The organism is Nonomuraea sp. NPDC054003, from assembly GCF_055585125.1.
The window spans coordinates 358,142-378,390 of record NZ_JBVJKR010000005.1; the positions used below are offsets into that span (position 1 = coordinate 358,142).

General features: G+C 73.0%; 23 protein-coding genes. 7 read left to right on the forward strand and 16 right to left on the reverse strand.

The window, feature by feature from the left end; all coding sequences use genetic code 11:
* Positions 1-15: 15 nt before the first annotated feature.
* Positions 16-528 carry a hypothetical protein gene (locus ACZ6YG_RS15340; protein ID WP_345483057.1) on the forward strand — a complete coding sequence of 171 codons (513 nt, stop codon included), beginning with the start codon at positions 16-18 and terminating at the stop codon, positions 526-528.
* Positions 512-1,423, forward strand: a complete 912-nt coding sequence (locus tag ACZ6YG_RS15345; RefSeq protein ID WP_466018324.1) for an alpha/beta fold hydrolase — start codon at positions 512-514, stop codon at positions 1,421-1,423. The genes ACZ6YG_RS15340 and ACZ6YG_RS15345 overlap by 17 nt, the downstream gene beginning before the upstream one ends.
* A gap of 18 nt (positions 1,424-1,441) precedes the next feature.
* On the opposite strand, the gene ACZ6YG_RS15350 is transcribed toward ACZ6YG_RS15345, so the two are convergent.
* Positions 1,442-2,308: a hypothetical protein gene (locus tag ACZ6YG_RS15350; RefSeq protein WP_466018325.1), complete on the reverse strand. Its 867-nt coding sequence runs from the start codon at positions 2,306-2,308 to the stop codon at positions 1,442-1,444.
* A 263-nt stretch (positions 2,309-2,571) separates the two neighbouring features.
* On the opposite strand from ACZ6YG_RS15350, the gene rox reads away from it, so the two are divergent.
* Entirely contained in the window at positions 2,572-4,038 is a 1,467-nt protein-coding gene (gene rox, locus ACZ6YG_RS15355) for a rifampin monooxygenase (RefSeq protein ID WP_466018326.1), read from the forward strand.
* A 36-nt stretch (positions 4,039-4,074) separates the two neighbouring features.
* Here rox and ACZ6YG_RS15360 read toward each other — a convergent pair whose 3' ends face one another.
* The 4 genes from ACZ6YG_RS15360 to ACZ6YG_RS15375 all read right to left on the reverse strand — a co-directional run bounded on the left by ACZ6YG_RS15360 (position 4,075) and on the right by ACZ6YG_RS15375 (position 7,670).
* On the reverse strand, positions 4,075-4,494 hold the full coding sequence (locus tag ACZ6YG_RS15360) for an SRPBCC family protein (protein WP_219546379.1): 420 nt from the start codon (positions 4,492-4,494) through the stop codon (positions 4,075-4,077).
* 21 nt (positions 4,495-4,515) lie between these two features.
* On the reverse strand, positions 4,516-4,749 hold the full coding sequence (locus ACZ6YG_RS15365; RefSeq protein WP_466018327.1) for a hypothetical protein: 234 nt from the start codon (positions 4,747-4,749) through the stop codon (positions 4,516-4,518).
* A gap of 111 nt (positions 4,750-4,860) precedes the next feature.
* The gene (locus ACZ6YG_RS15370) at positions 4,861-5,301 is read right to left on the reverse strand and encodes a pyridoxamine 5'-phosphate oxidase family protein (RefSeq protein ID WP_219546377.1); all 441 of its coding nucleotides are present in this window, start codon (positions 5,299-5,301) and stop codon (positions 4,861-4,863) included.
* A 77-nt stretch (positions 5,302-5,378) separates the two neighbouring features.
* Positions 5,379-7,670: an ATP-binding cassette domain-containing protein gene (locus ACZ6YG_RS15375; protein ID WP_466018328.1), complete on the reverse strand. Its 2,292-nt coding sequence runs from the start codon at positions 7,668-7,670 to the stop codon at positions 5,379-5,381.
* A gap of 114 nt (positions 7,671-7,784) precedes the next feature.
* On the opposite strand from ACZ6YG_RS15375, the gene ACZ6YG_RS15380 reads away from it, so the two are divergent.
* Complete coding sequence (locus ACZ6YG_RS15380) at positions 7,785-8,465, forward strand: MerR family transcriptional regulator (RefSeq protein ID WP_466018329.1); 681 nt, start codon at positions 7,785-7,787, stop codon at positions 8,463-8,465.
* A gap of 8 nt (positions 8,466-8,473) precedes the next feature.
* Here the strand turns inward: ACZ6YG_RS15380 and ACZ6YG_RS15385 are convergent, their stop codons facing one another.
* From ACZ6YG_RS15385 to ACZ6YG_RS15405, 5 genes are all read right to left on the reverse strand, one after another.
* Complete coding sequence (locus tag ACZ6YG_RS15385) at positions 8,474-8,878, reverse strand: hypothetical protein (RefSeq protein WP_466018330.1); 405 nt, start codon at positions 8,876-8,878, stop codon at positions 8,474-8,476.
* Positions 8,879-8,880: 2 nt separating this feature from the next.
* Positions 8,881-9,414, reverse strand: a complete 534-nt coding sequence (locus tag ACZ6YG_RS15390) for a dihydrofolate reductase family protein (protein WP_466018331.1) — start codon at positions 9,412-9,414, stop codon at positions 8,881-8,883.
* 104 nt (positions 9,415-9,518) lie between these two features.
* Entirely contained in the window at positions 9,519-10,163 is a 645-nt protein-coding gene (locus tag ACZ6YG_RS15395; protein ID WP_148031591.1) for a response regulator, read from the reverse strand.
* Positions 10,154-11,269: a sensor histidine kinase gene (locus ACZ6YG_RS15400; protein ID WP_466018332.1), complete on the reverse strand. Its 1,116-nt coding sequence runs from the start codon at positions 11,267-11,269 to the stop codon at positions 10,154-10,156. The genes ACZ6YG_RS15395 and ACZ6YG_RS15400 overlap by 10 nt, the downstream gene beginning before the upstream one ends.
* A complete protein-coding gene (locus ACZ6YG_RS15405; RefSeq protein WP_219546370.1) occupies positions 11,253-11,870 on the reverse strand; it encodes a DedA family protein in 618 nt (205 codons plus the stop codon). The genes ACZ6YG_RS15400 and ACZ6YG_RS15405 overlap by 17 nt, the downstream gene beginning before the upstream one ends.
* Before the next feature lie 100 nt (positions 11,871-11,970).
* Between ACZ6YG_RS15405 and ACZ6YG_RS15410 the strand changes: the two genes are divergently transcribed.
* Entirely contained in the window at positions 11,971-14,709 is a 2,739-nt protein-coding gene (locus ACZ6YG_RS15410; protein WP_466018333.1) for a DEAD/DEAH box helicase, read from the forward strand.
* Positions 14,706-15,911, forward strand: coding sequence for an SWIM zinc finger family protein (locus tag ACZ6YG_RS15415; protein ID WP_466018334.1), 1,206 nt, complete (start codon positions 14,706-14,708; stop codon positions 15,909-15,911). The genes ACZ6YG_RS15410 and ACZ6YG_RS15415 overlap by 4 nt, the downstream gene beginning before the upstream one ends.
* A gap of 3 nt (positions 15,912-15,914) precedes the next feature.
* Here ACZ6YG_RS15415 and ACZ6YG_RS15420 read toward each other — a convergent pair whose 3' ends face one another.
* The 6 genes from ACZ6YG_RS15420 to ACZ6YG_RS15445 all read right to left on the reverse strand — a co-directional run bounded on the left by ACZ6YG_RS15420 (position 15,915) and on the right by ACZ6YG_RS15445 (position 18,967).
* Positions 15,915-16,310, reverse strand: a complete 396-nt coding sequence (locus ACZ6YG_RS15420; RefSeq protein ID WP_466018335.1) for a VOC family protein — start codon at positions 16,308-16,310, stop codon at positions 15,915-15,917.
* Between the two features lie 4 nt (positions 16,311-16,314).
* Complete coding sequence (locus ACZ6YG_RS15425) at positions 16,315-16,926, reverse strand: SRPBCC domain-containing protein (protein ID WP_466018336.1); 612 nt, start codon at positions 16,924-16,926, stop codon at positions 16,315-16,317.
* A gap of 5 nt (positions 16,927-16,931) precedes the next feature.
* On the reverse strand, positions 16,932-17,285 hold the full coding sequence (locus ACZ6YG_RS15430) for an ArsR/SmtB family transcription factor (RefSeq protein WP_148031596.1): 354 nt from the start codon (positions 17,283-17,285) through the stop codon (positions 16,932-16,934).
* Between the two features lie 109 nt (positions 17,286-17,394).
* Positions 17,395-17,544, reverse strand: coding sequence for a hypothetical protein (locus ACZ6YG_RS15435; RefSeq protein WP_187281160.1), 150 nt, complete (start codon positions 17,542-17,544; stop codon positions 17,395-17,397).
* Between the two features lie 28 nt (positions 17,545-17,572).
* Entirely contained in the window at positions 17,573-18,133 is a 561-nt protein-coding gene (locus ACZ6YG_RS15440) for a dihydrofolate reductase family protein (protein ID WP_466018337.1), read from the reverse strand.
* 66 nt (positions 18,134-18,199) lie between these two features.
* Positions 18,200-18,967 carry a putative protein N(5)-glutamine methyltransferase gene (locus ACZ6YG_RS15445; RefSeq protein ID WP_219546417.1) on the reverse strand — a complete coding sequence of 256 codons (768 nt, stop codon included), beginning with the start codon at positions 18,965-18,967 and terminating at the stop codon, positions 18,200-18,202.
* Between the two features lie 423 nt (positions 18,968-19,390).
* Here ACZ6YG_RS15445 and ACZ6YG_RS15450 point away from each other — a divergent pair, with 423 nt between their 5' ends.
* Positions 19,391-20,230: a nitroreductase/quinone reductase family protein gene (locus ACZ6YG_RS15450; protein ID WP_397198923.1), complete on the forward strand. Its 840-nt coding sequence runs from the start codon at positions 19,391-19,393 to the stop codon at positions 20,228-20,230.
* The last annotated feature ends 19 nt before the right edge of the window (positions 20,231-20,249 follow it).

Below are 20,249 nucleotides of genomic sequence, written 5' to 3' on the forward strand. Positions count from 1 at the left end.
CGTAAAGTACTTGCTATGGTACGTCAAGTAGTGGCGGGAGGCGGCGTGACCCACGACGAGCAAGGCGCGCTCGAACAGGACATCCTCCGGCTGGTCGGCAGCAGACTGCTCGACCCGCTGGAGATCCTGCTCGGCGACGGCGCGTCGGGGGCCCTGGAAGAGCTGCGCGCGAAGGCGCGGCACGACGCCGCCACCTGGGCGGCCGACCTGCTCGGGCCCGACCGGCCGCGCGCCGTCCACACCGGCGCGCGGCTGATCGCGGTCCTCTACCCCGGCGACGCCGCCTTCGACCCGCCGCTCGAGTGGTGGCGCACCCCTCTGGGCCGGGCGATCGCCCGGCGCGTCGGCCATCCCTCCGCCGACCGCGTCCCGTACGCGGTCGCCGGGGCGATGCTCGGCATCACCCGCCAGGGCGTCCACGACCTGGTGCGGCGCGGGAAGCTCCAGCAGCACCCGGACGGGGGTGTCGCCACGCGCTCGGTCCGCGAACGACTCGACCCCGGAGGGGCGCATGGAGACCATCCTTGACGGCGACATCCCGATCGCCGTCCACGACCACGGCGGCGACGGCCCGCCGCTGCTGCTGCTCCACGGAGCCGGCGGCAACCTGCTCAACTGGCGGCAGGTGGCCCCCCATCTGAGCGGGGTGCGCGCGGTGGCGGTCGACCTGCGCGGCCACGGCCGCTCCGGCGACGGCCCGTGGACGTGGAAGGCCGTCCTGGACGACCTGGAACACGTCGTGGCCGCGCTCGGCCTCGGCGAGCCCGCCGTGGCGGGCCACAGCCTGGGCGGCATGCTCGCCGGCCTGTGGGCCGCCCGCCACCCCGCCTGCCCCGCCGCCGTCAGCCTCGACGGCCACCGCGCCGCCGAGACCCACCCCGCCAACTACGCCGGCCTGGACGCCGGGCAGGTGACGGCCGGCCTGGCCACCCTGCACGAGATGTTCAGCCGGCAGGCCGAGGCCGCGGCCGCGCCGATGACCACCGCGCAGGCCGAGGCCTTCCTCGACGGGCAGCGCGCCTTCGCCGCAGCCCAGAACGCCGACCCCGACGACTGGGAGGAGTCGGTACGGCGCAACCTGCGCCCCCACGACGGCGGCTTCCTGCTGCGGCCCGGCCCCGGCGTCACCTCCGCGCTGCGCGAACTGCCCGAGTTCGCCGACGCGCTGCCCGTCTTCCGCCGCCTCACCAGCCCGTTCCTCATCGTCAACGCCACCCGCAACCCGCCCGTCCCGCCGCCCCTGGTCCCGCTCATGGACGCCTACCGGGCCGGGCTGCGCCGCGACCTCGCCGCCCTGGCCGCCGAACGGCCCACCATCGAGGTCCGCGAGATCGACGCCGGGCACGGCATGGTCGCCGAACGGCCCGCCGAGGTCGCCGCGCTCATCACCGGCTTCGTCCACCGCCACAGCAGGGCCGCCTGACCCGCCGGTCGCCGCCCCTCATGCCGGCCAGGCCCGCTCCGCGGCCACGACGCGGGCGGACTCGGCGCGGGTCGCGTCGCGGACGGTGAGCAGATCGCCGTCCGCGGCCAGGACGGTGACGATCGCCCGGCCCGCAACGGTGACACGGTGGGACGTCCCGGGATCCGGCGGCCGGGAGGCGGCCAGGTCCTGCCTGCGGACGGTGGAGACCGGCGCGCCCGCGGGGTCGAGGTCGTGGCGGATCCGGGTGCGGCACCGGTGCCGGGCGAGGGTCCGCCACGGGTAGGGGTCGCCGGTCACATCGGGCTCGGATCCGTCCCGGGGCGGCGGGGCCGTACGCTCGCGCAGGACGGGCCAGTCCATCGACGGGACGTAACCGGAGGGCAGCGCCGCCGCGTCCTCGCGCAGCCCGGCGGGGCGCGCGTGCAGTGCCGGGTCGAAGACGTCGCGCAGCGGCCAGAACCGTAACAGCACGTGTGCCTGCCGGGGGTCCTCCCAGAAGTCGCCGTCGCCGCCCCTGGCCGGGGGCACGCGATGAGCGCGCACACCGTACAGGAAGCAGGGCGGGCCCAGCACGAGCGCGCCGAGGGAACGCTCGCCCTCGTCGTCGCCCATGGTCACGATGCCGCCGGCGCTCAGGTAGGCGCTCTCCCCCGCCGCCGTCCACGGGGCTGGGGCGGGCGGCGGGTCGGAGTCCCAGATTTCCAGGCGGACGTCCGCTCTGCCGTGGCGGACGCCGCTCTCGACGCGCATCCAGCCGCCCGCGGTGTCCAGGATGCCGTCGGACAGCGACGGGCCTTCCACGACGCCGTACAGGTCGTCGAGCTGGAAACCGCCGTGATAGGTGTCCACGGTGTCCCTGAACGATCGCAGCGTCATGGCCATGGTCTCTCCGCTTCCCGCGGGGATGGGCCCGCGGACAGTGACTCTAGGGACCGCGGCCGACAGTTCCGGCCCATCGGGGAAAAGGTTGGACGGGAGGGTGCCCGGGCTTGTAGTTTGCGGCTGACCGTGACGCCGCCCGAGGAGGTGAGACCCATGAACGCTGTAGCGATGTGGGTGCTCCCCCTTCCCGTCACGGCCGGGCGACCGAGGTAGGGGCCGCCGGGAGCGCCTCGCTGACAAGGCACTCCCGAAAGGCGACACCTATGCACTCTCAGCAGGTCACCGGCGCCGGGCGCGCGCCCCTCACCCACGATGTGATCATCGCCGGGTGCGGGCCGACCGGCGCGATGCTGGCCGCCGAGCTGCGGCTGCACGACGTACGGGTACTCGTCCTGGACAAGAGGACCGAGCCCGCGTCGTTCGTCCGCGTCGTCGGTCTGCACATGCGCAGTCTCGAACTGATGGCGATGCGCGGACTGCTGGACCGCGTCCTCCCGCACGGGCGTCAGCGTCCGGCCGGCGGTTTCTTCGCCGCCATCCCCAAACCCCCGCCCCAGGGCCTGGATTCCGCCTACGCCTATCTGCTGGGCATCCCGCAGCCGGTCATCGAGCGTCTGCTCGAGGAGCACGCGGCCGCACGGGGCGCGCAGGTCCGGCGCGGTCGCGCGGTGGCCGGATTCGAGCAGGACGACGAGGGCGTGACCGTCGAGCTGGCCGGCGGGCAACGGCTGCGTTCGCGCTACCTCGTCGGCTGTGACGGCGCGCGCAGCACGGTGCGCAAACTGCTCGGCGTCGGCTTCCCCGGCGAGCCCTCGCGGACCGAGACGCTGATGGGCGAGATGGAAGTGGGCGTGCCGCGGCAGGAGATCGCCGCCAAGGTGGCCGAAGTCGGCCAGACCCACCGGCCGTTCTGGCTCCGGCCCTTCGGCGAAACCGTCTACAGCGTCGTGGTCCCCGCCGCGGGAGCCGGCGACCGCGCGGAACCGCCCACCCTGGAGGACTTCCGGCAGCAGTTGCGCGCCATCGCCGGAACCGACTTCGGCGTGCACTCCCCGCGCTGGATGTCCCGCTTCGGGGACGCCACCCGGCTGGCCGAACGCTACCGCGTCGGGCGGGTGCTCCTGGCCGGCGACGCCGCGCACATCCATCCGCCCATCGGCGGGCAGGGCCTCAACCTGGGCGTCCAGGACGCGTTCAACCTCGGCTGGAAACTGGCCGCACAGATCCGCGGCTGGGCCCCGGCGACACTGCTGGACACCTACCAGGCCGAACGTCACCCGGTCGCCGCGGACGTGCTGGACAACACCCGCGCCCAGATGGAACTGCTGTCCCCCGAACCGGGCCCGCGGGCCGTGCGCAGGCTGCTCACCGAACTGATGGACTTCGACGAGGTGAACCGCCATCTGACCGAGAAGATCACCGCGATCGGCGTCCGCTACGACTTCGGCGAAGGGCCCGGCCTGCTCGGCCGCCGCCTGCCCGACGTCGAGGTGAAGAACGGCCGCCTCTACGCTCTGCTGCACCACGGCCGCGGCCTGCTGCTGGACCGCACCGGACGCCTGACCGCCGGCGGCTGGGCGGACCGGGTCGATCACCTCGCGGACGCCTCCGCGGGCGTGGACGTCCCATGCGTCCTGCTACGCCCCGACGGCCACGTCGCCTGGATCGGCGACGACCAGCAGGACCTGGACGACCACCTGTCCCGCTGGTTCGGCGAGCCCGCCACCTGAACACCGGCCGGTGGTGAGCCGTCAGGGCCGGGGTCGTCAGGTGAGCAGCCGGGCCAGCCGGCGCAGCGACAACCGGGCCAGCGCGTTCACCACCGGCCGGGCCACCGGCCACAGCAGCCACCCCACCGGCCCCAGCGGCGGCCGCAGCCGCTCGGCCCAGATCACCCGGCTGCCGCCCGGGCACGCCCGCACCCGGATCACCCCGTCGCCGCGCACCAGCCGCCCCACATGCCGCATCTCCACCACGTGGGGCGGCTCCCACCGGGTGATCGTCATCACGTCCAGGAAACCCAGCCGGCCGACCCCGGTGAACGCCTCCACCCGGTCGCCGGCCTCCCACGCCGACGTCAGCACCATCCACTCCCGGTGCCGCGGCCAGTCCGTCACGAGCGCGAACACCCGCTCCGGCGGCGCCGGCACGAACACCCGCGCGGCCGCGTACACGTGACAGGTCACCTCGAAGGTCCTGCCCCGCGCTCACCGGCTCGAACATCCGCGCCGGTTCACCGCCTCGACGACGGGCGCCACGCCGTCCTCCGCCGCGACCCGGACCGACAGGGCCCGGGCCCGCCGCCGGCAGGCCGGGTCGGTGAGCGCGGCGGTGAGCGCGGCGGCCAGCCGTGCGGGCGTCAGACGGCGCCACGGGATCGCGCCCGGCGCCGGCAGCCCGGCGGCCCAGAACGGCTGGTCGTTCACGCTGGACGCCGCCAAGGAGACGAGAGTCCTGTACGGAACGCCACCCTGGTCGGCCACTACACCCCCGAAGAGGTCACCGCGTTGCTCGACTACCACCTGGCGCGGCTCCGCGTGCGGTGACGCCGGCTAGGCGTCCAGCCACTCGCCGTCACGCATGAGGTCGCGGCCCGCCAGCTCGTCCTCCTCCCGCCACGCCTGCACCCAGACCGGGCGGATCCGGAAATACAGGTACGGGGACGAGAGCGCGCGCGGGTCGAAGCCGGTCTTGGCGGCGAACGCGTCCCCCGTCGCCTCCGGCAGCTCCTGCGGCCGGACCGCCTCGGCCGTCCCCTCGATGAGCACCACGTCACGCGTCAGCCCCACGCCGACGCGCACCCGGCCGTCGGCCACCAGGTTGCGCGCCGTCGGAGTCCTCGCCGCCGTGGAGATCAGCAGCGTCTCACCGTCCCACAGGAACGACAGCGGCACCATGCACGGCCCCTCCCCCGCCGTGGCCACCCACGCGTCCACGTCCTTCTCCAGCCGGGACAGGGTGTCCTTCAACCGTTCCGCCGGCGTACGAGGCATTCTCGAGTCCTTTGCTGTCACATGTGGCACTGATGCGGTCACCACCATGACACGCCGCGGAGGGAGAACGTGACGCGCTACCGGCCCACGTAGGCGCGCAGGTGGCGGGCCGTCAGTGTGTCGCCCGAGTCCACCAGGTCGGCGGGCGTGCCCGCGAAGACCACCCGGCCGCCGTCGTGACCGGCGCCCGGCCCCAGGTCGACGATCCAGTCGGCGTGCGCCATCACCGCCTGGTGGTGCTCGATCACGATCACCGTGTTGCCGTCGTCCACCAGCCGGTCCAGCAGGCCCAGCAGATGGTCGACGTCCGCCAGGTGCAGGCCCGTCGTCGGCTCGTCCAGCACGTAGGTGGAGCCGTTCCTGGCCATGTGCACCGCCAGCTTCAGGCGCTGCCGCTCACCGCCCGACAGCGTCGTCAGCGGCTGGCCCAGGCCCAGATAGCCCAGCCCGACCGCCTCCAGCCGGTCCAGGATGACCTTGGCCGGGCCGCTGGTGAAGAACCCGGCCGCCTCGGCCACCGGCATCTCCAGCACCTCGCTGATGTTCTTGCCGCGCAGCCGGTAGGCCAGCACCTGCGGCGTGAACCGCCTGCCCTCGCACTCCTCGCACACCGTCGCCACCCCGGCCATCATCGCCAGGTCGGTGTAGATCAGGCCGATGCCCTTGCACGCCTGGCAGGCCCCCTCGGAATTGGCCGAGAACAGCGCCGGCTTGACCCCGTTGGCCTTGGCGAACGCCGCCCGGATCGGGTCGAGCAGCCCCGTGTACGTGGCCGGATTGCTCCGCCGCGACCCGCGGATCGGCGACTGGTCGGCCACCACCACGCCCTCGCGGCCGGCGACGTAGCCGTGGATGAGCGAGCTCTTGCCCGACCCGGCCACGCCGGTGACCACGGTCAGCACCCCCAGCGGGAGGTCGGCGTCCACACCTTGCAGGTTGTGCAGGGTCGCGCCGCGGATCGGCAGCCACCCGGCCGGCTCGCGCACCTTCTCCCGCAGCGTCACCCGGTGGTCCAGGTAGCGGCCGGTGAGGGTGCCGGAGGCGCGCAGCCCTTCCAGGTCGCCGGCGTAGCAGAGCGTGCCGCCCTGCGCGCCGGCGCCCGGCCCCAGGTCGGCCACGAAGTCGGCGATGGCGATCATCTCCGGCTTGTGCTCCACCACCAGCACGGTGTTGCCCTTGTCGCGCAGTTTGATCAGCAGCTCGTTCATCCGCTGGATGTCGTGCGGGTGCAGCCCGGCGGTCGGCTCGTCGAAGACGTAGGTGGCGTCGCTCAGGCTGGAGTTGAGGTGGCGGACCATCTTGACCCGCTGCGCCTCGCCGCCGGACAGCGTGCCCGACTCCCGGTCCAGGCTCAGATAGCCCAGCCCGATCTCCACCAGCGAGTCGAGCGTGGCCCGCAGGTTGTCCAGCACCGGGCCCACCGCGGGGTCGCCGATGCCGCGCAGGAAGCCGGCCAGGTCGTTGATCTGCATGGCCGAGCACTCGGCGATGTTGCGCCCGCCGATCCGCGCCGAGCGGGCCGCCTCGTTGATCCGGGTGCCGTCGCAGGCCTGGCAGCGCATCAGCTTGACCGCCCGGTCGGCGAACGCGCGGGCCTGCCCCTTCAGCGACTCGCGGTCCTTGCCCAGGTACTGCTTGCGCACCCGGACCACGAGCCCTTCGTAGGTGAGGTTGCTGGAGCCGACCTTCACCTTGGTGGTCGGCTTGTGCAGGAAGTCCTCCCACTGCTGGGGGGTGAAGTCCTTCAGCTTGACCGCCGGGTCGTAGAAGCCCGAGTTCGCCATCACCTGCCAGTACCACGAGTCGACCGGGAACCCGGGCGCCTTGATCGCGCCCTCGTTCAGCGACAGCTCCCGGTCCACCAGCTCGTCCACGTCGATGTCGGTGATCTGGCCCAGGCCCTCGCACTCGGGGCACATGCCCTGCGGGGTGTTGAAGCTGAAGGCGTAGGCCGGGCCCACGTGCGGGGTGCCGATCCGGCTGAAGACGATCCGCAGCATCGTGTACGTGTCGGTCGCGGTGCCGACCGTGGAGCGGGCGTTGGCGCCCATCCGCTCCTGGTCGACGATGATCGCCGCGCTCAGGTTGTGCAGCGCGTCCACGTCCGGCCGGTTCAGCGGCGGCATGAACCCCTGGATGAACGCGGTGTACGTCTCGTTGATCAGCCGCCGCGACTCGGCGGCGATGGTGTCGAAGACCAGCGACGACTTGCCGGAGCCGGACACCCCGGTGAACACGCTGAGCCGCCGCTTCGGGATGTCGAGGGAGATCCCGGCCAGGTTGTTCTCCCGGGCGCCGCGCACCTGGATGTGGTCGTGGCCGTCGGCGGCGCGGTAATCAGACTTTCGTAGATCGTCGGCGATAGTCATGCCATCAAGTCTGTCATTGAAGTTGCAAGTGTAAGGTTTCGCGGCCGTCGCCTGGAGGAAGCGTCGCTAACCTTAAAGTGCGACGTAACCCCTGTTTTTGGAAGGCGGGCGCCCGTGCGGCCCATCGATCTGGCACGCGTCGCGGGCCTGTCGACCCAGCAGATCCGCAACTACGCCGACGACGGCATCCTGCCGCCCACCCCGCGCACGCCCGCCGGCTACCGCCGCTTCGACGCCCGCCACCGGCAGGCGCTGCTCACCTACCGGGCGCTGGCCGCCGGCCACGGCTGGGACGCCGCCCGCCAGATCATGCGGGCCGTGCACGCCGGCGACGTGCCGCGCGCCCTCGAACTCGTCGACGCCGGCCACGCCGAGCTGCACGGACGGCGCGCGGTCCTGGAGTCGGCCGGGCGGGCGCTGGAGACGGCGGGCCACGAGGAAGGCGCCTTCCGGGGCAGCCTGCGCATCGGCGAGGTCGCCGCCCGGCTGGGGGTGCGGACCTCGGCCCTGCGGGTGTGGGAGTCGGCCGGGCTGCTGGCGCCCCGCCGCGATCCCGTCACCGGCTACCGCCTCTACGGCCCTGCCGACGTCCGCGACGCACGGATGATCTTCATGCTGCGGCAGGCCCGCCACCCGTTCCCGCAGATCAGGCCCGTGCTCGACGGGCTGCGCCGCACCGGCAGCAGCGACGCCCTGCGCGCCGCCATCGCCCGCCGCCGCCAGGAGCTGACCGAGCGCGCCACCGCCATGCTGGCGGCGGCCGCACGCCTGCACGAGTATCTCTCCGGCGGTTGAGACCCGGCCTATCGGGACGCGCCGCCGGTGAAAGGCGGCTCGCCCTCCTTCAGCGGGCGGAAACGCAGCGCCGACCACGTCTCGTCCACCGCCACCTGGCCGTTCGGGCGCAGCCCGAACTCGCCCACGATGGGCCAGAGCGTGTCACGGTTGACGTCGGACTTGCCGCCCTTCGGATAGGCGACCCAGAGCACCGGCGGGCCGGTCAGCCGGTCGCGCTGCCCGTCCAGCAGGCTGCGGGCCGAGGCCGCGTCGGCGGCGAAGAACACCCCCACCGCAGCCTCGCCCAGGTCCTCGACGTAGCCCGCGCCCTCGGGGAGCGGGCCGACGAGCGGCCGGTGCTCCCCCGCGGAGATCCACACGGTGCCGCCCGGCTTGACGAGCAGCTTCTCGGCGACGGTCTTGGCGGCCATGGTCAGGCCCTTTCGTAGGTCAGGTCCAGCACGCCGGTGCCGAACGTCTCGGACTTGGTGAGCTTGAGCGGGATGTGCCCCGCGTCCTCCTCGAACAGCCGCTGCCCGCTGCCGACGACCACCGGGTGCACCAGCAGGTGCAGCTCGTCCAGCAGGCCCTCACGCAGCAGCGACACCACCAGGGTGGGGCTGCCGCTCATGCCCAGGTCGCCGCCCGGCCCCTCCTTGAGCGCGGCGACGTCACCGGCGGCGATCACCGTGGTGTTCTGCCAGGCGGGATCGGTGAGCGTGGAGGAGACCACGTACTTGGCGCGCCCGTTCATCATGGCGGCCAAAGGGTCGTCCGCACTCTGGTGGGGCCAGTGGGAGGCGAACGTCTCGTAGGTGTTGCGGCCCAGCAGCATGGCGTCGCAGCGCCGCATGAGCGTGTCGACCGACCGGCCCATGTCCTCGTCGTAGTACGGGAAATGCCACTTCTCCGGCGACTCCACGACGCCGTCGAGCGAGATGAACAGCCCTGCGACGATCTTCCGCATCGTTGACTCCTCGTTTCGGGGTGTGGCTCCACCGTCCCACCGACAAATAAATTTGTCAAGGCGGGCCGCAGGTCACCCCAGGAGGGTGATACGTCCGGAAAAATTCAGGAACCGAGGAAGCGGAGCACCGCCAGCATCCGCCGGCTGTAACCGGTGACGTGCGACAGGTCCAGCTTGTCGAACAGCGCGTTCACGTGCTTCTCCACCGCGCTCTGCGACACGTGCAGCGCCTGCGCGATCGAGGCGTTCGTCAGCCCCTGCGCCATCAGCTCCAGCACCTCGCGCTCCCGCGCCGTCAGCCTGGCCAGCGGATCCACCTGGCTGGTGCGGGCCAGCAACTGGCGCACCACCTCGGGATCGAACGCCGCGCCGCCCGCGCCCACCCGCTCCAGCGCGTCCAGGAAGTCGGCGACCTGCGCCACCCGGTCCTTCAGCAGGTAACCGACGCCCGACACGTCCGAGCTCATCAGCTCGGTCGCGTACCGCTTCTCCACGTACTGCGACAGCACCAGCACCTTCACCCCCGGCCAGCGCCGCCTGATCTCCAGGGCCGCGCGCAGCCCCTCGTCGGTGTGCGTCGGCGGCATCCGCACGTCCACCACCACCGCGTCCGGCAGATGCGCGGCCACCGCCGCCACCAGCGCCTCGCCGTCGCCCACCGCCGCCGGCACCTCGTGCCCCTCCTCCAGCAGCAGCCGGACCAGGCCCTCGCGCAGCAGCGTCGAATCCTCCGCCAGGATCACCCGCACGGCAGCTCCGCCCTGATCACCGTCGGCCCGCCCGGCGGGCTGTCCACCGCGAAACCGCCGTCCAGCGCCGCCACCCGGCGCCGCAGCCCCGACAGCCCGCCACCGGACGCGCCCGCGCCGCCCACCCCGTCGTCACGCACCGACACCACCAGCGCCGCCTCCTCCATCCGCACCGCGACCTCGACGCGACCGGCCCCGGCGTGCTTGTTGGCGTTCGTGACGGCCTCGCTCACCACGAAGTACGCCGCCGTCTCCACCGCGGGCGGCGGCCGCCCCGGCAGGTCACACGACACGGTGACCGGCACCTCGGACCGCTCGGCCACCCCGGCCAGCGCCTCGTCCAGCCCGAGCGCGTCCAGCCCGCTCGGATACACCCGCCAGGCCACCTCGCGCAGCTCGCCCAGCGCCTGCTGCGCCTCGACGTGCGCCTGGTCCATCAGGGCCGGATGGCCGCGCCGCGCCCGGCCGATCAGCATCGACAGCGCCACCAGCCGCTGCTGCAGCCCGTCGTGCAGGTCACGCTCGATCCGGCGCCGCTCGGAGTCGACCGCCGCCACGATGCCGGCCCGGCTCTCCGACAGCTGGGCGATCCGGCGCTCCAGCGCCTCGGTACGGTCGGGGCCCAGCATCCGCGCGGCCAGCCGCCGCTCCATCCCGTGCACCCCCACCAGTCCCATCAGCGCCAGGAACAGCAGCACGCCGGCCAGCGTGAACATGTAGAGACCCAGCGGCACCGAAAACGACATCCCGTCGTACGCCTCGCCCAGGACCCACGCCCAGGCCAGCCGGCCCGCCTGCCAGGCGCCGAACACCAGCAGCACGAGCACCAGCGCGCCGAGCAGCCCCACCGGCACCCGAGCGGCCAGGAACAACCGCGCCCGCGAGCCGTCCCCGCCCCGAGCCGGGGGATCCAGCGTCGCGCGGTCCAGGGCGGCGGGATCGAGCCGCAGGCGGCGCGCCTCCGACCGGGCCAGCCACCGCGCGGCCCCGCTCGTGCCGCCCGCGAACGGCAGCGTCACCAGCAGGAACACCGCCTCCGCCGGCGCGGTCAGCGCACCCAGCACGACCGCGCCGAGCACCCTCGCCCCCTCAGCGGCGAAGCGCATGGCGTCCCTTGCGCCGCTCGCTCAGCCGTACCACCACGAAGACCACCACCGCGAGCAGGACCAGGCCGAGCACCACCTTGGAGGCCACGCCCATGTACGTCTCGACCAGATGCCACTTCTCGCCCAGGTAGTAGCCGGCCAGCACGAAGGTGGTGTTCCAGATGCCGCTGCCGGCCGCCGTGAGCAGCGTGAACTGCAGCACCGGCATCCGCTCCACCCCGGCGGGCACCGAGATCAGACTGCGGAAAATCGGAATGAACCGACCGAAGAACACCGTCGCCTTGCCGTGCTTGAGGAACCACGACTCCGTCTTCTCGATGTCGGAGACCTTCACCAGCGGCATCTTCGCGGCGATCGCCAGCACCCGCTCGCGACCGAGCAGCGCGCCCACCCAGTAGAGGGCCAGCGCGCCGACGATCGAACCGATCGTGGTCCAGACGAGAGCGTCGACCAGGCCCATGTTGCCCCGGCTGGCCGTGAAGCCCGCAAGCGGCAGGATCACCTCGCTCGGAATCGGCGGGAACAGGTTCTCCGCCGCCACCGCCATGCCGGCTCCCGGCGCGCCCAGGAGCTCCATCAACTGCACAACCCAATCAACCATGCGCCAAGGGTACGGAAGATCGGGTGGTCCCGTTGATGAGGCGGGCTTCCGTGTTCAGGTGTGGGAAACCACACCCCCGCGTACCGTACACTGTACGGTCGTGACAGGCGGACAGGATTCGGTACGGAACGCGGTCGTCTTCGAGCCCGGCGAACCACCCAGAGCGGGCCGCATGGCCTTCCTCGGACCGGCGGGCGCGGACACCGTCACCGTCGCCGAACCCTATGACGAGGGCATCCGCGTACGGGAGGCGGCCGCCACGAAGACGCCCGTGGCCGAGGCCGTCGCCGCCCTGGCCAGAGCCCGCACCGACGACTCGGCCCACCCCGCGGCCCGCTTCTGGGGCGCCGCGGCGCTGGTGGCGCTCCAGTTGGTCACCCGCGGCCGCATCCGCCCCACGGTGACGCCGGCCGGCCACGACGCCTGGCGCGCCGGCCCCTTCGACGCCGCCGACGTCCAGCGCATCCGCGAACTCGCCGCCGCCATGCCCGCCTCCGCCCGCGCCGTCCCCCTCGGCGAGCCCCGCCCGGGAGAGCACCACGGCGACGCCGGACCCGTGCTGGCCGACGCCGAGACGCTGGTACGGGCGTTCCTGGACGCCGTGGCCGACGGCATGCCGCGCTCACCCGGCGCCGTCAAGGCGACCGGCGCCACCGCGTTCGCCGCCGTGCGCCCCGTCAAGGTGCCGAAGCTGCGGCACTGGGCCGAGGACGTCTCCGCCGACCTCGACGCCGGGGTGCGGGTGTCGCTGCGGATCGAGGCCGACGACGTGGCGGCGGGCGAGTACCGCGCCGTGGTGCAGGTGCACAGCCTGGCCGGCCCGTCGCTCATGGTGGACGCCGCCGACCTGTGGGAAGGCCGCGACCCCGGATTCGGCGGCCGGGCCAGGATCGAGGCGACCATCGCCCTGCGCCGCGCCGCCCGCGCCTGGCCCCGGCTGACGGCGCTGCTCGACAGCCCCGTCCCCGACGAACTGCCGCTCACCGACGATGACGTCGGCGACCTGCTGGCCGGGGCCGCCGAACGGCTCACCGCCGCCGGGGCCGAGGTCCACTGGCCGCGCTCCCTCGTCCGCGGGCTGAGCGCCCGCGCCGCCATCGGCGAGCGCGACGCGGCCCCGTCCGACCTGCCGTCGTTCCTCGGCGGCCACCACCTGGTCGCCTTCGACTGGCAGCTCGCCCTCGGCGGCGAGCGGCTCACCGCCGCCGAGATGGACCACCTCGCCGAGGCGCACCGGCCCGTCGTGCGGCTGCGCGACCAGTGGGTGCTCATCGACCCCGACCTGGCACGCAAGGCACGCCTGCGCGAGCTCAAGCCGCTGACCGCGCTGGACGCGCTCGCCGCCGCTCTCACCGGCACCGTCGAGGCCGACGGCGAACAGGTGCCGGTCGAACCCGGCGCGTGGCTGCGCGAGCTGCGCGACCGGCTGGCCGAACCGGAGGACCTCGCCCCGCCGCCCGGCCTGGCCGCCACGCTGCGCGACTACCAGCTGCAGGGACTGCGCTGGCTGGCCAGGATGACCTCACTCGGGCTCGGCGCCTGCCTGGCCGACGACATGGGCCTGGGCAAGACCATCACCCTCATCGCCCTGCACCTGCACCGCGGCGGCGGGCCCACGCTCGTCGTGTGCCCGGCCTCGCTGCTGGGCAACTGGGAGCGGGAGATCACCAGGTTCGCCCCCGGCGTGCCGGTGCGCCGCTACCACGGCTCCGCCCGCACCCTGGCCGACGAGGGATTCGTGCTCACCACGTACGCCACCATGCGGCGCGACGCCGCCCGCCTGGCCGCGCACCCGTGGGACCTGCTCGTCGCCGACGAGGCCCAGCACGTCAAGAACCCGGCCTCCGGCACCGCCGGGGCGCTGCGCGAGATCCCCGCCGCCGCCCGCGTCGCCCTCACCGGCACCCCCGTCGAGAACAACCTGTCGGAGCTGTGGGCCATCCTCGACTGGACCACGCCCGGCCTGCTCGGCACGCTGCCCCGGTTCCGCGCCCGCTGGGCCGGCCCGATCGAGTCCGGCGACACCCAGACCGCCGACCGGCTGTCCAGGCTGGTGCGGCCGTTCCTGCTGCGCCGCCGCAAGTCCGACCCCGGCATCGCCCCCGAACTGCCGCCCAAGACCGAGACCGACCGGCCGGTCGCCCTCACCACCGAGCAGGCCGGCCTGTACGAAGCCGTCGTACGCGAGATGATGACGCGGATCGAGGGCGCCGGCGGCATGGCCAGGCGCGGCCTGATCGTCAAGCTGCTCACCGGGCTCAAACAGATCTGCAACCACCCCGCCCAGTACCTGCACGAGACCGCGCCCCGGCTGACCGGCCGCTCCGGCAAGCTCGAACTGCTCGACGAACTGGTCGACACCATCGTCGCCGAGGACGGCGCGGTGCTGGTCTTCACCCAGTACGTGACCATGGCCAGGCTGATCGCGAAACACCTGGACGCCCGCGGCGTGCCCAGCCAGCTGCTGCACGGCGGCACCCCGGTGGCCCGCCGCGAGGAGATGGTCCGCCGCTTCCAGGACGGCGAGACGCCGGTGTTCCTGCTGTCGCTCAAGGCCGCCGGCACCGGGCTCAACCTCACCCGCGCCGACCACGTCATCCACTACGACCGCTGGTGGAACCCCGCCGTCGAGGACCAGGCCACCGACCGCGCCCACCGCATCGGCCAGACCAGGCCCGTCCAGGTCCACCGGCTGATCACCGAAGGCACGATCGAGGACCGGATCGCCCTGATGCTGGCCGCCAAACGCGAACTCGCCGACGCCGTGCTCACCTCCGGCGAAGCGGCCCTGACCGAACTGACCGACGCCGAGCTCGCCACCCTCGTGGAGCTGAGATGACCGCCGCCCGCGGCTTCCCCGCCTTCCCCCGCCAGCGCGCCGGCGCCCGCTTCGCCACCACCTGGTGGGGCCGCGCCTGGCTCAAGGCCCTCGCCGACACCTCGCTCGACCAGGGGCTCCTCCAGCGGGGCCGCGTCTACGCCAAGAGCGGGCAGCTCGGGCCCATCACCGTCAGCCCCGGACGGCTGGCCGCCGTCGCCGAGCACGAGCACGACACGGTCGTGCGCGTCGAACAGCTCTCCGACGCCGCGTGGGACCGCTTCCTGGACCAGGTGGCGGCCAAGGCCGGGCACATCGCCGCCCTGCTCGACCGCGACATGCCGCACGACCTGGTACGGGCCGCCGAGACCGCCGGCGTGCCGCTGCTGCCCGCGGTCGGCGACCTCGAACCGGAGTGCTCATGCCCCGACTGGGCGTGCCGGCACGCGGCCGCGCTCTGCTACCAGGCCTCATGGCTCCTCGACGCCGACCCCTTCGTCCTGCTGCTGCTACGCGGCCGGGGCGAGCAGGAACTGATCGAAGCGCTCCACCGACGAGACATCCCGGGCACGAAGGGCGCGCGGGGCGGGAGCGCTGAGGGCACGGCAGGCACTGGCGGTGCGGCGGGCGCGCGGGGCGCTGAGGGCGTCGGGGATGCGGCGGCCGCGCGGGGCGGGACGGTGCCCGGCACGCCCGCGCGCGAGGCGTTCGCGCGCGGGGTGCCGCCGCTGCCCGAGCCGCCCCCGCTGGACGCCGCCCGCGCGCCGCTCGGGCTGGAGCCCGCCCCCGGCGTGGATGTGGCCGCGCTGGAGGTGCTGGCCGCCTCCGCCGCCTCCCGGGCGCGCGACCTGCTCGTCTCCGGCCGCCTGCCGGCCCTGACCGAACACCAGGACCGGGTACGGATGAGCGCCGCGTTCGGCCTCGACCTCGGCCTCGACGCCCAGGTGGCGGCCTGGCGACACGGCGGACCCGCCGGGCTGGAGGCGCTGGAGACGGCGTGGACCCCCGCCCGGCAGGACCTCGCCAGGGCGCGGGCCATGCTGGACGCCGCCTGGGAGGGCGAGCCACCCGCCGGGGTGGAGTCGGCCCGCAACCGCTGGACCATCGGCGACCGCCAGCTCAGATACGGCAGGGACGGCCGGTGGTACCCCTTCGAGCGGCGCGGCGACACCTGGTGGCCTGCCGGCCCGCCCGCCCGCGACCCGGCCGCGCTGCTCGGCTGACCGTCAGGGCAGGTTGAGCTGCCAGGAGACGCCGAACCGGTCGGCCACCCAGGCGAACTTGGCGCTGAAGCCGTACTGGCCGAGCGGCATCATCGTCCCGCCCTGCTCCGACAGCACCGGGTAGAGCCGGTCGATCTCTTCCTCCGACTCGCACTCCACGAACAGCGACAGCGACGGGGTGAACGTGAAGGCGTGCGACACGAAGCTGTCGTTGCAGAGGAACTCCTGGCCGCAGACCCGCAGGTGGGCGAGCTGGATGGTGCCCTCCGGCCCCGGCTCACCAGGGCCGTAACGGACCACGGAGATCACCTCCGCGTCGTCGAACACCTTCAGGTAGAAGTCGATCGCTTCCTGCGCCCTGCCCTCGAACATGAGGAACGGCGTGATCTTCTTGGGCATCGTGTCACTCCGCGGGGGGTGCGTAGAAGGCGGTGGTCGCGGCGGTCACGGCGGCGGCCAGCTCGGCCGAGGCGCCGGAAGCCCGGAACGCCTCGCCCCAGGACCCGCTGCTGCGGACGATGAACTCCCGTCCCTCGTCGGTCTCGTGGAAGTGCTCCTCGTCCACCTTCTCGCCGCCGGTCAGGTGCAGCGCCAGGCCGAGCAGGCCGAGGTCCCAGCCGACGCCGACCGAGCCGGGACCGAACTGCTCCCAGAACTCGGGCGGCACCACGGCCTCGTGGCGCAGCTCGAAGCGGGTGCGGTCGCCGTCGGCCGCCAGGCGCACCTCCACGTAGGACGCCGGAGCCTCACCCATCACCCACGACACCCTGAACCGGTTCGGCGGCTCGCAGGACAGGACCTCGCCGCCGGCGTTGCCCTTCAGCTGGTAGCTGCCGCCGAGCCGCAGGTCGCCGGTGATCGGCAGGAACCAGCGCGAGATGCGCTCCGCGCTGGTGCAGGCGTCCCAGAGATCCTCCAGTCCGGTGTCGTAGTGGCGGGTGAGCTCGACGACCTTGGCCTCGCCGGTGTCGCGCACCTCGCGATGCGTACGGGTGATCTCGTCGATGATGTCCATCGAAATCAGCTTTCTGTCGGATGGCTGTCGCGGGCACGGCGTTCCCGCTTGCCGCGGGCGATCTCCGTGGACAGCGCGTCGAGGCGCTGCTCCCAGAAGCCGCGGAAGCGGTCCAGCCACTGGTCGACCTCGCGCAGGGGCGCCGGGTTCACGACGTAGAAACGCCGGGTGCCCTGGGCGCGCACGGTGGCGAAGCCGTTGTCGCGCAGCACCTTCAGATGCTGCGACACCGCGGGCTGGGAGATGCCGTGCTCACGCTGGATGACGGCGGTGACCTCACCGGAGCTCAGCTCGCCGCCGGCGAGCAGCTCCAGGATCCGGCGCCGGACCGGATCACCGAGAATGTCGAACGCGTGCACGAACAGAGTGTTTCAGGCAACGCTTATATAAGTCAAATGTGAAATAACTGGGATGTCCGCGCAAGGCGACGGCGGCGCCACGCCGGGCGCCGCCGTCACGAAAGAGCCGTCAGTGCCGCCGGGAACGGAACTTGTCCAGGAAGTGCCTGGCCTTGTGTTGGTTACGGGGGTCGCGGGCCATCCGCTTGGCCGATTCGACCGTCTGCCTGCCTTTCGGGCTGCGCATGTACGCGCGCACCCGGTCCATGAGCGATGCCATGGCCGTCCCCTACCCCACACGGCCGCGGCTACCGCCCGACCCCGTAACGCAAGTAGATCACCCCGTTGCCGAAGCGCCGCTCGTCCAGCAACTCCAGGTCGGCGCGCACCCCGGCGGGGAAGAACGGGACGCCGCCGCCGGCGACCGCCGGCCCGACGAAGAGCTGGAACTCGTCCACCAGCCCCGCCCGGATCGCCTGCGCCGCCAGGTTCGGCCCGTCGACGGTGAGGTCGCGGTCGGAGGCCGCTTTCAGCTCACGCACCCGCTCCGGGTCGAAAGCCCGCTCGATCCGGGTCCGCCCGCTGGACACCTCCTCCAGCGTCGTCGAATAGACGACCTTGTCGGCGGCCTGCCACACCTTCGCGCACTCCAGGATGAACGGCGGCTGGTCCGGCAGCGTGTGCGCGGTCTCCCAGAAGACCATCGTCTCGTACATCCGGCGGCCGTAGAGGTAGGTGCCGATCGACCGCATGTGCTCGTTGACGAACGTGTGCGACTCCTCGTCCGGCGCGCCCCAGCCGTAGTCGCCGTTCTCGTCGCTCACGTAGCCGTCCAGCGAGGTGATCATCGAGTAGATCAGCTTGCCCATCGCGGGCCTCCCGTCCTTCCGTCACTTCCCCGGGCAGACCTCGGGCCGCCCGGAAACTCATCGGGGTCAGCCCTGCCGGGTGGCGATGAGGACGGTGGCGTCCCAGTCGCCGGAGTGGGCGACGCGCGGTGTCAGGCCATGGCGGGCGATCGCCTCGACGGCGTGCGCCGCCTGCCGGCCGCCGGTCTCGAACAGGAGGTGACCGCCGGGGGCCAGCCATCGCCCGGCGGACGCGGCCACCCGGCGCAGCACCTCCAGCCCGTCCCCGCCGCCGTCCAGCGCCACCCGGGCCTCGTGCAGGCGGGCCTCCGCGGGCAGCAGCGGGATCTCGCCGGTGGGCACGTACGGGACGTTGGCCAGCAGCAGGTCCACCCGGCCGCGCAGCCCGGCGGGCAGCGGATCGAACAGATCTCCCTCGTACACCCGGGCGCCCGGCAGGTTGCGGCGGGCGCAGGCGACGGCGGCGGGGTCGATGTCGGAGGCGTGCAACTCGACCTCGCCCAGCGCCGCCACCAGGGCGGCGCCGAGCGCGCCGGACCCGCAGCACAGATCCACCACGACCGCCGCCGGGCCGGGCGCGGCGGCGATCGCCTGCTCGGCCAGGAACTCGGTGCGCGGACGCGGCACGAAGACGCCCGGATCGACCTGGATACGCAGGCCGCGGAAACGGGCCCAGCCCAGGACGTGCTCCAGCGGCTCGCCGGCGGCGCGGCGCTCCACCAGGCGGGCCAGCTCGGCGGGATCGGGGGCGGCGGCGGCCAGCAGGCGTGCCTCGTCCTCGGCGAAGACGCAGCCCGCGGCGCGGAGCCGGGTGACGATGGCGGCAAGGGACATGAGCGCCTTTCGGTATGTCACGGGCGCTCTCCCCCGGCCGGCTAGACCGGGCAGATGTCGTGAGGTGAGAGCACCCGGCGGGTACGTGCGGGAATCGGTCTCACCTCCTCGTCCATCGCTGGGATGGCGACATTAGCCGAGCCGCGTCCCCGCCCGCAAACACCGGGACGGGATTTGACAGCCGTCGAACGGGCGGCGTTGAATGATCGGCAGGTCGCGTGACGCCGCATGGGAGGACTGCGGCGGCATGGAGGCCGCGACGCAAGGGGACGACACCGTGACCACTTCACACGGACGCGCCTGACCTGAACCGCGCCTGCGCGCCGTCCCCGCTTCCCCTTTTTTCCTCCATAGCTCCGCCAGCTATGCGCTTTTCCGCGCGGTCGGCGTGCGGGCTTTCCCACCGATCGGAGAAAGCACCGCATGACCATGGACTTCAACCAGCACGTCATCGAGCAGTTCAGAGCCGGCCAGGGCCGGGTCGGGCCGCCCTTCGAGGACGCCCGCCTGCTCCTGCTGACCACCACCGGCGCCAGGACCGGCACCCGCCACACCACCCCGCTCGGCTACCTGCTCGACGAGGATCCGGGCCGGCTGTACGTCATCGCCTCCGCCGGCGGCTCCCCCCGCCACCCCGCCTGGTTCCACAACCTCCGCAAGAACCCGCGCGTCACCGTCGAAACCGGCGCGTTCACGTACGAGGCCGACGCGCGCATCCTGGAAGGCGCCGAACGCGACCGGATCTTCGCCCGAGCCACCGGGACCGACCCCGGATGGGCACGGTACGAGACCGCGTCCGGCCGCACCCTGCCCGTGGTGGCACTCGACCCCGCGGGACCGCCCGCCCCCGCCGCCGCGCGGCCCGGCGACGGGCTCAAGCTCATCCACGACGCCTTCCGCAAGGAGCTGGCCATCGTCCGCAAGGAGGTCGCCGAGTCCGGCGGCGGCCTGGGCGCGCAACTGCGCATCAACTGCCTGGCCGTCTGCCAGGGGCTGAGCCACCACCACACGATGGAAGACGCCCACATGTTCCCGCACCTCGACGAGCAGTACCCGGAGATCGCCGACGTCATGGCCCGGCTGCGCCGCGAGCACGAGGAGATCGCCCGCCTCCTGGAGGAGCTGCAGCGGCTCGTCGCGGGCGAGCACACCGACCGGGCGGCGGTGTCGGCGGAGGTGGACCGGCTGACCGCGCAGGTGGAGGCACACCTGGACTACGAGGAGGAGAACCTCATCCCGATCCTGAACGCCAACGCCCCATGACGTCTCCGGCCTGAGCTTG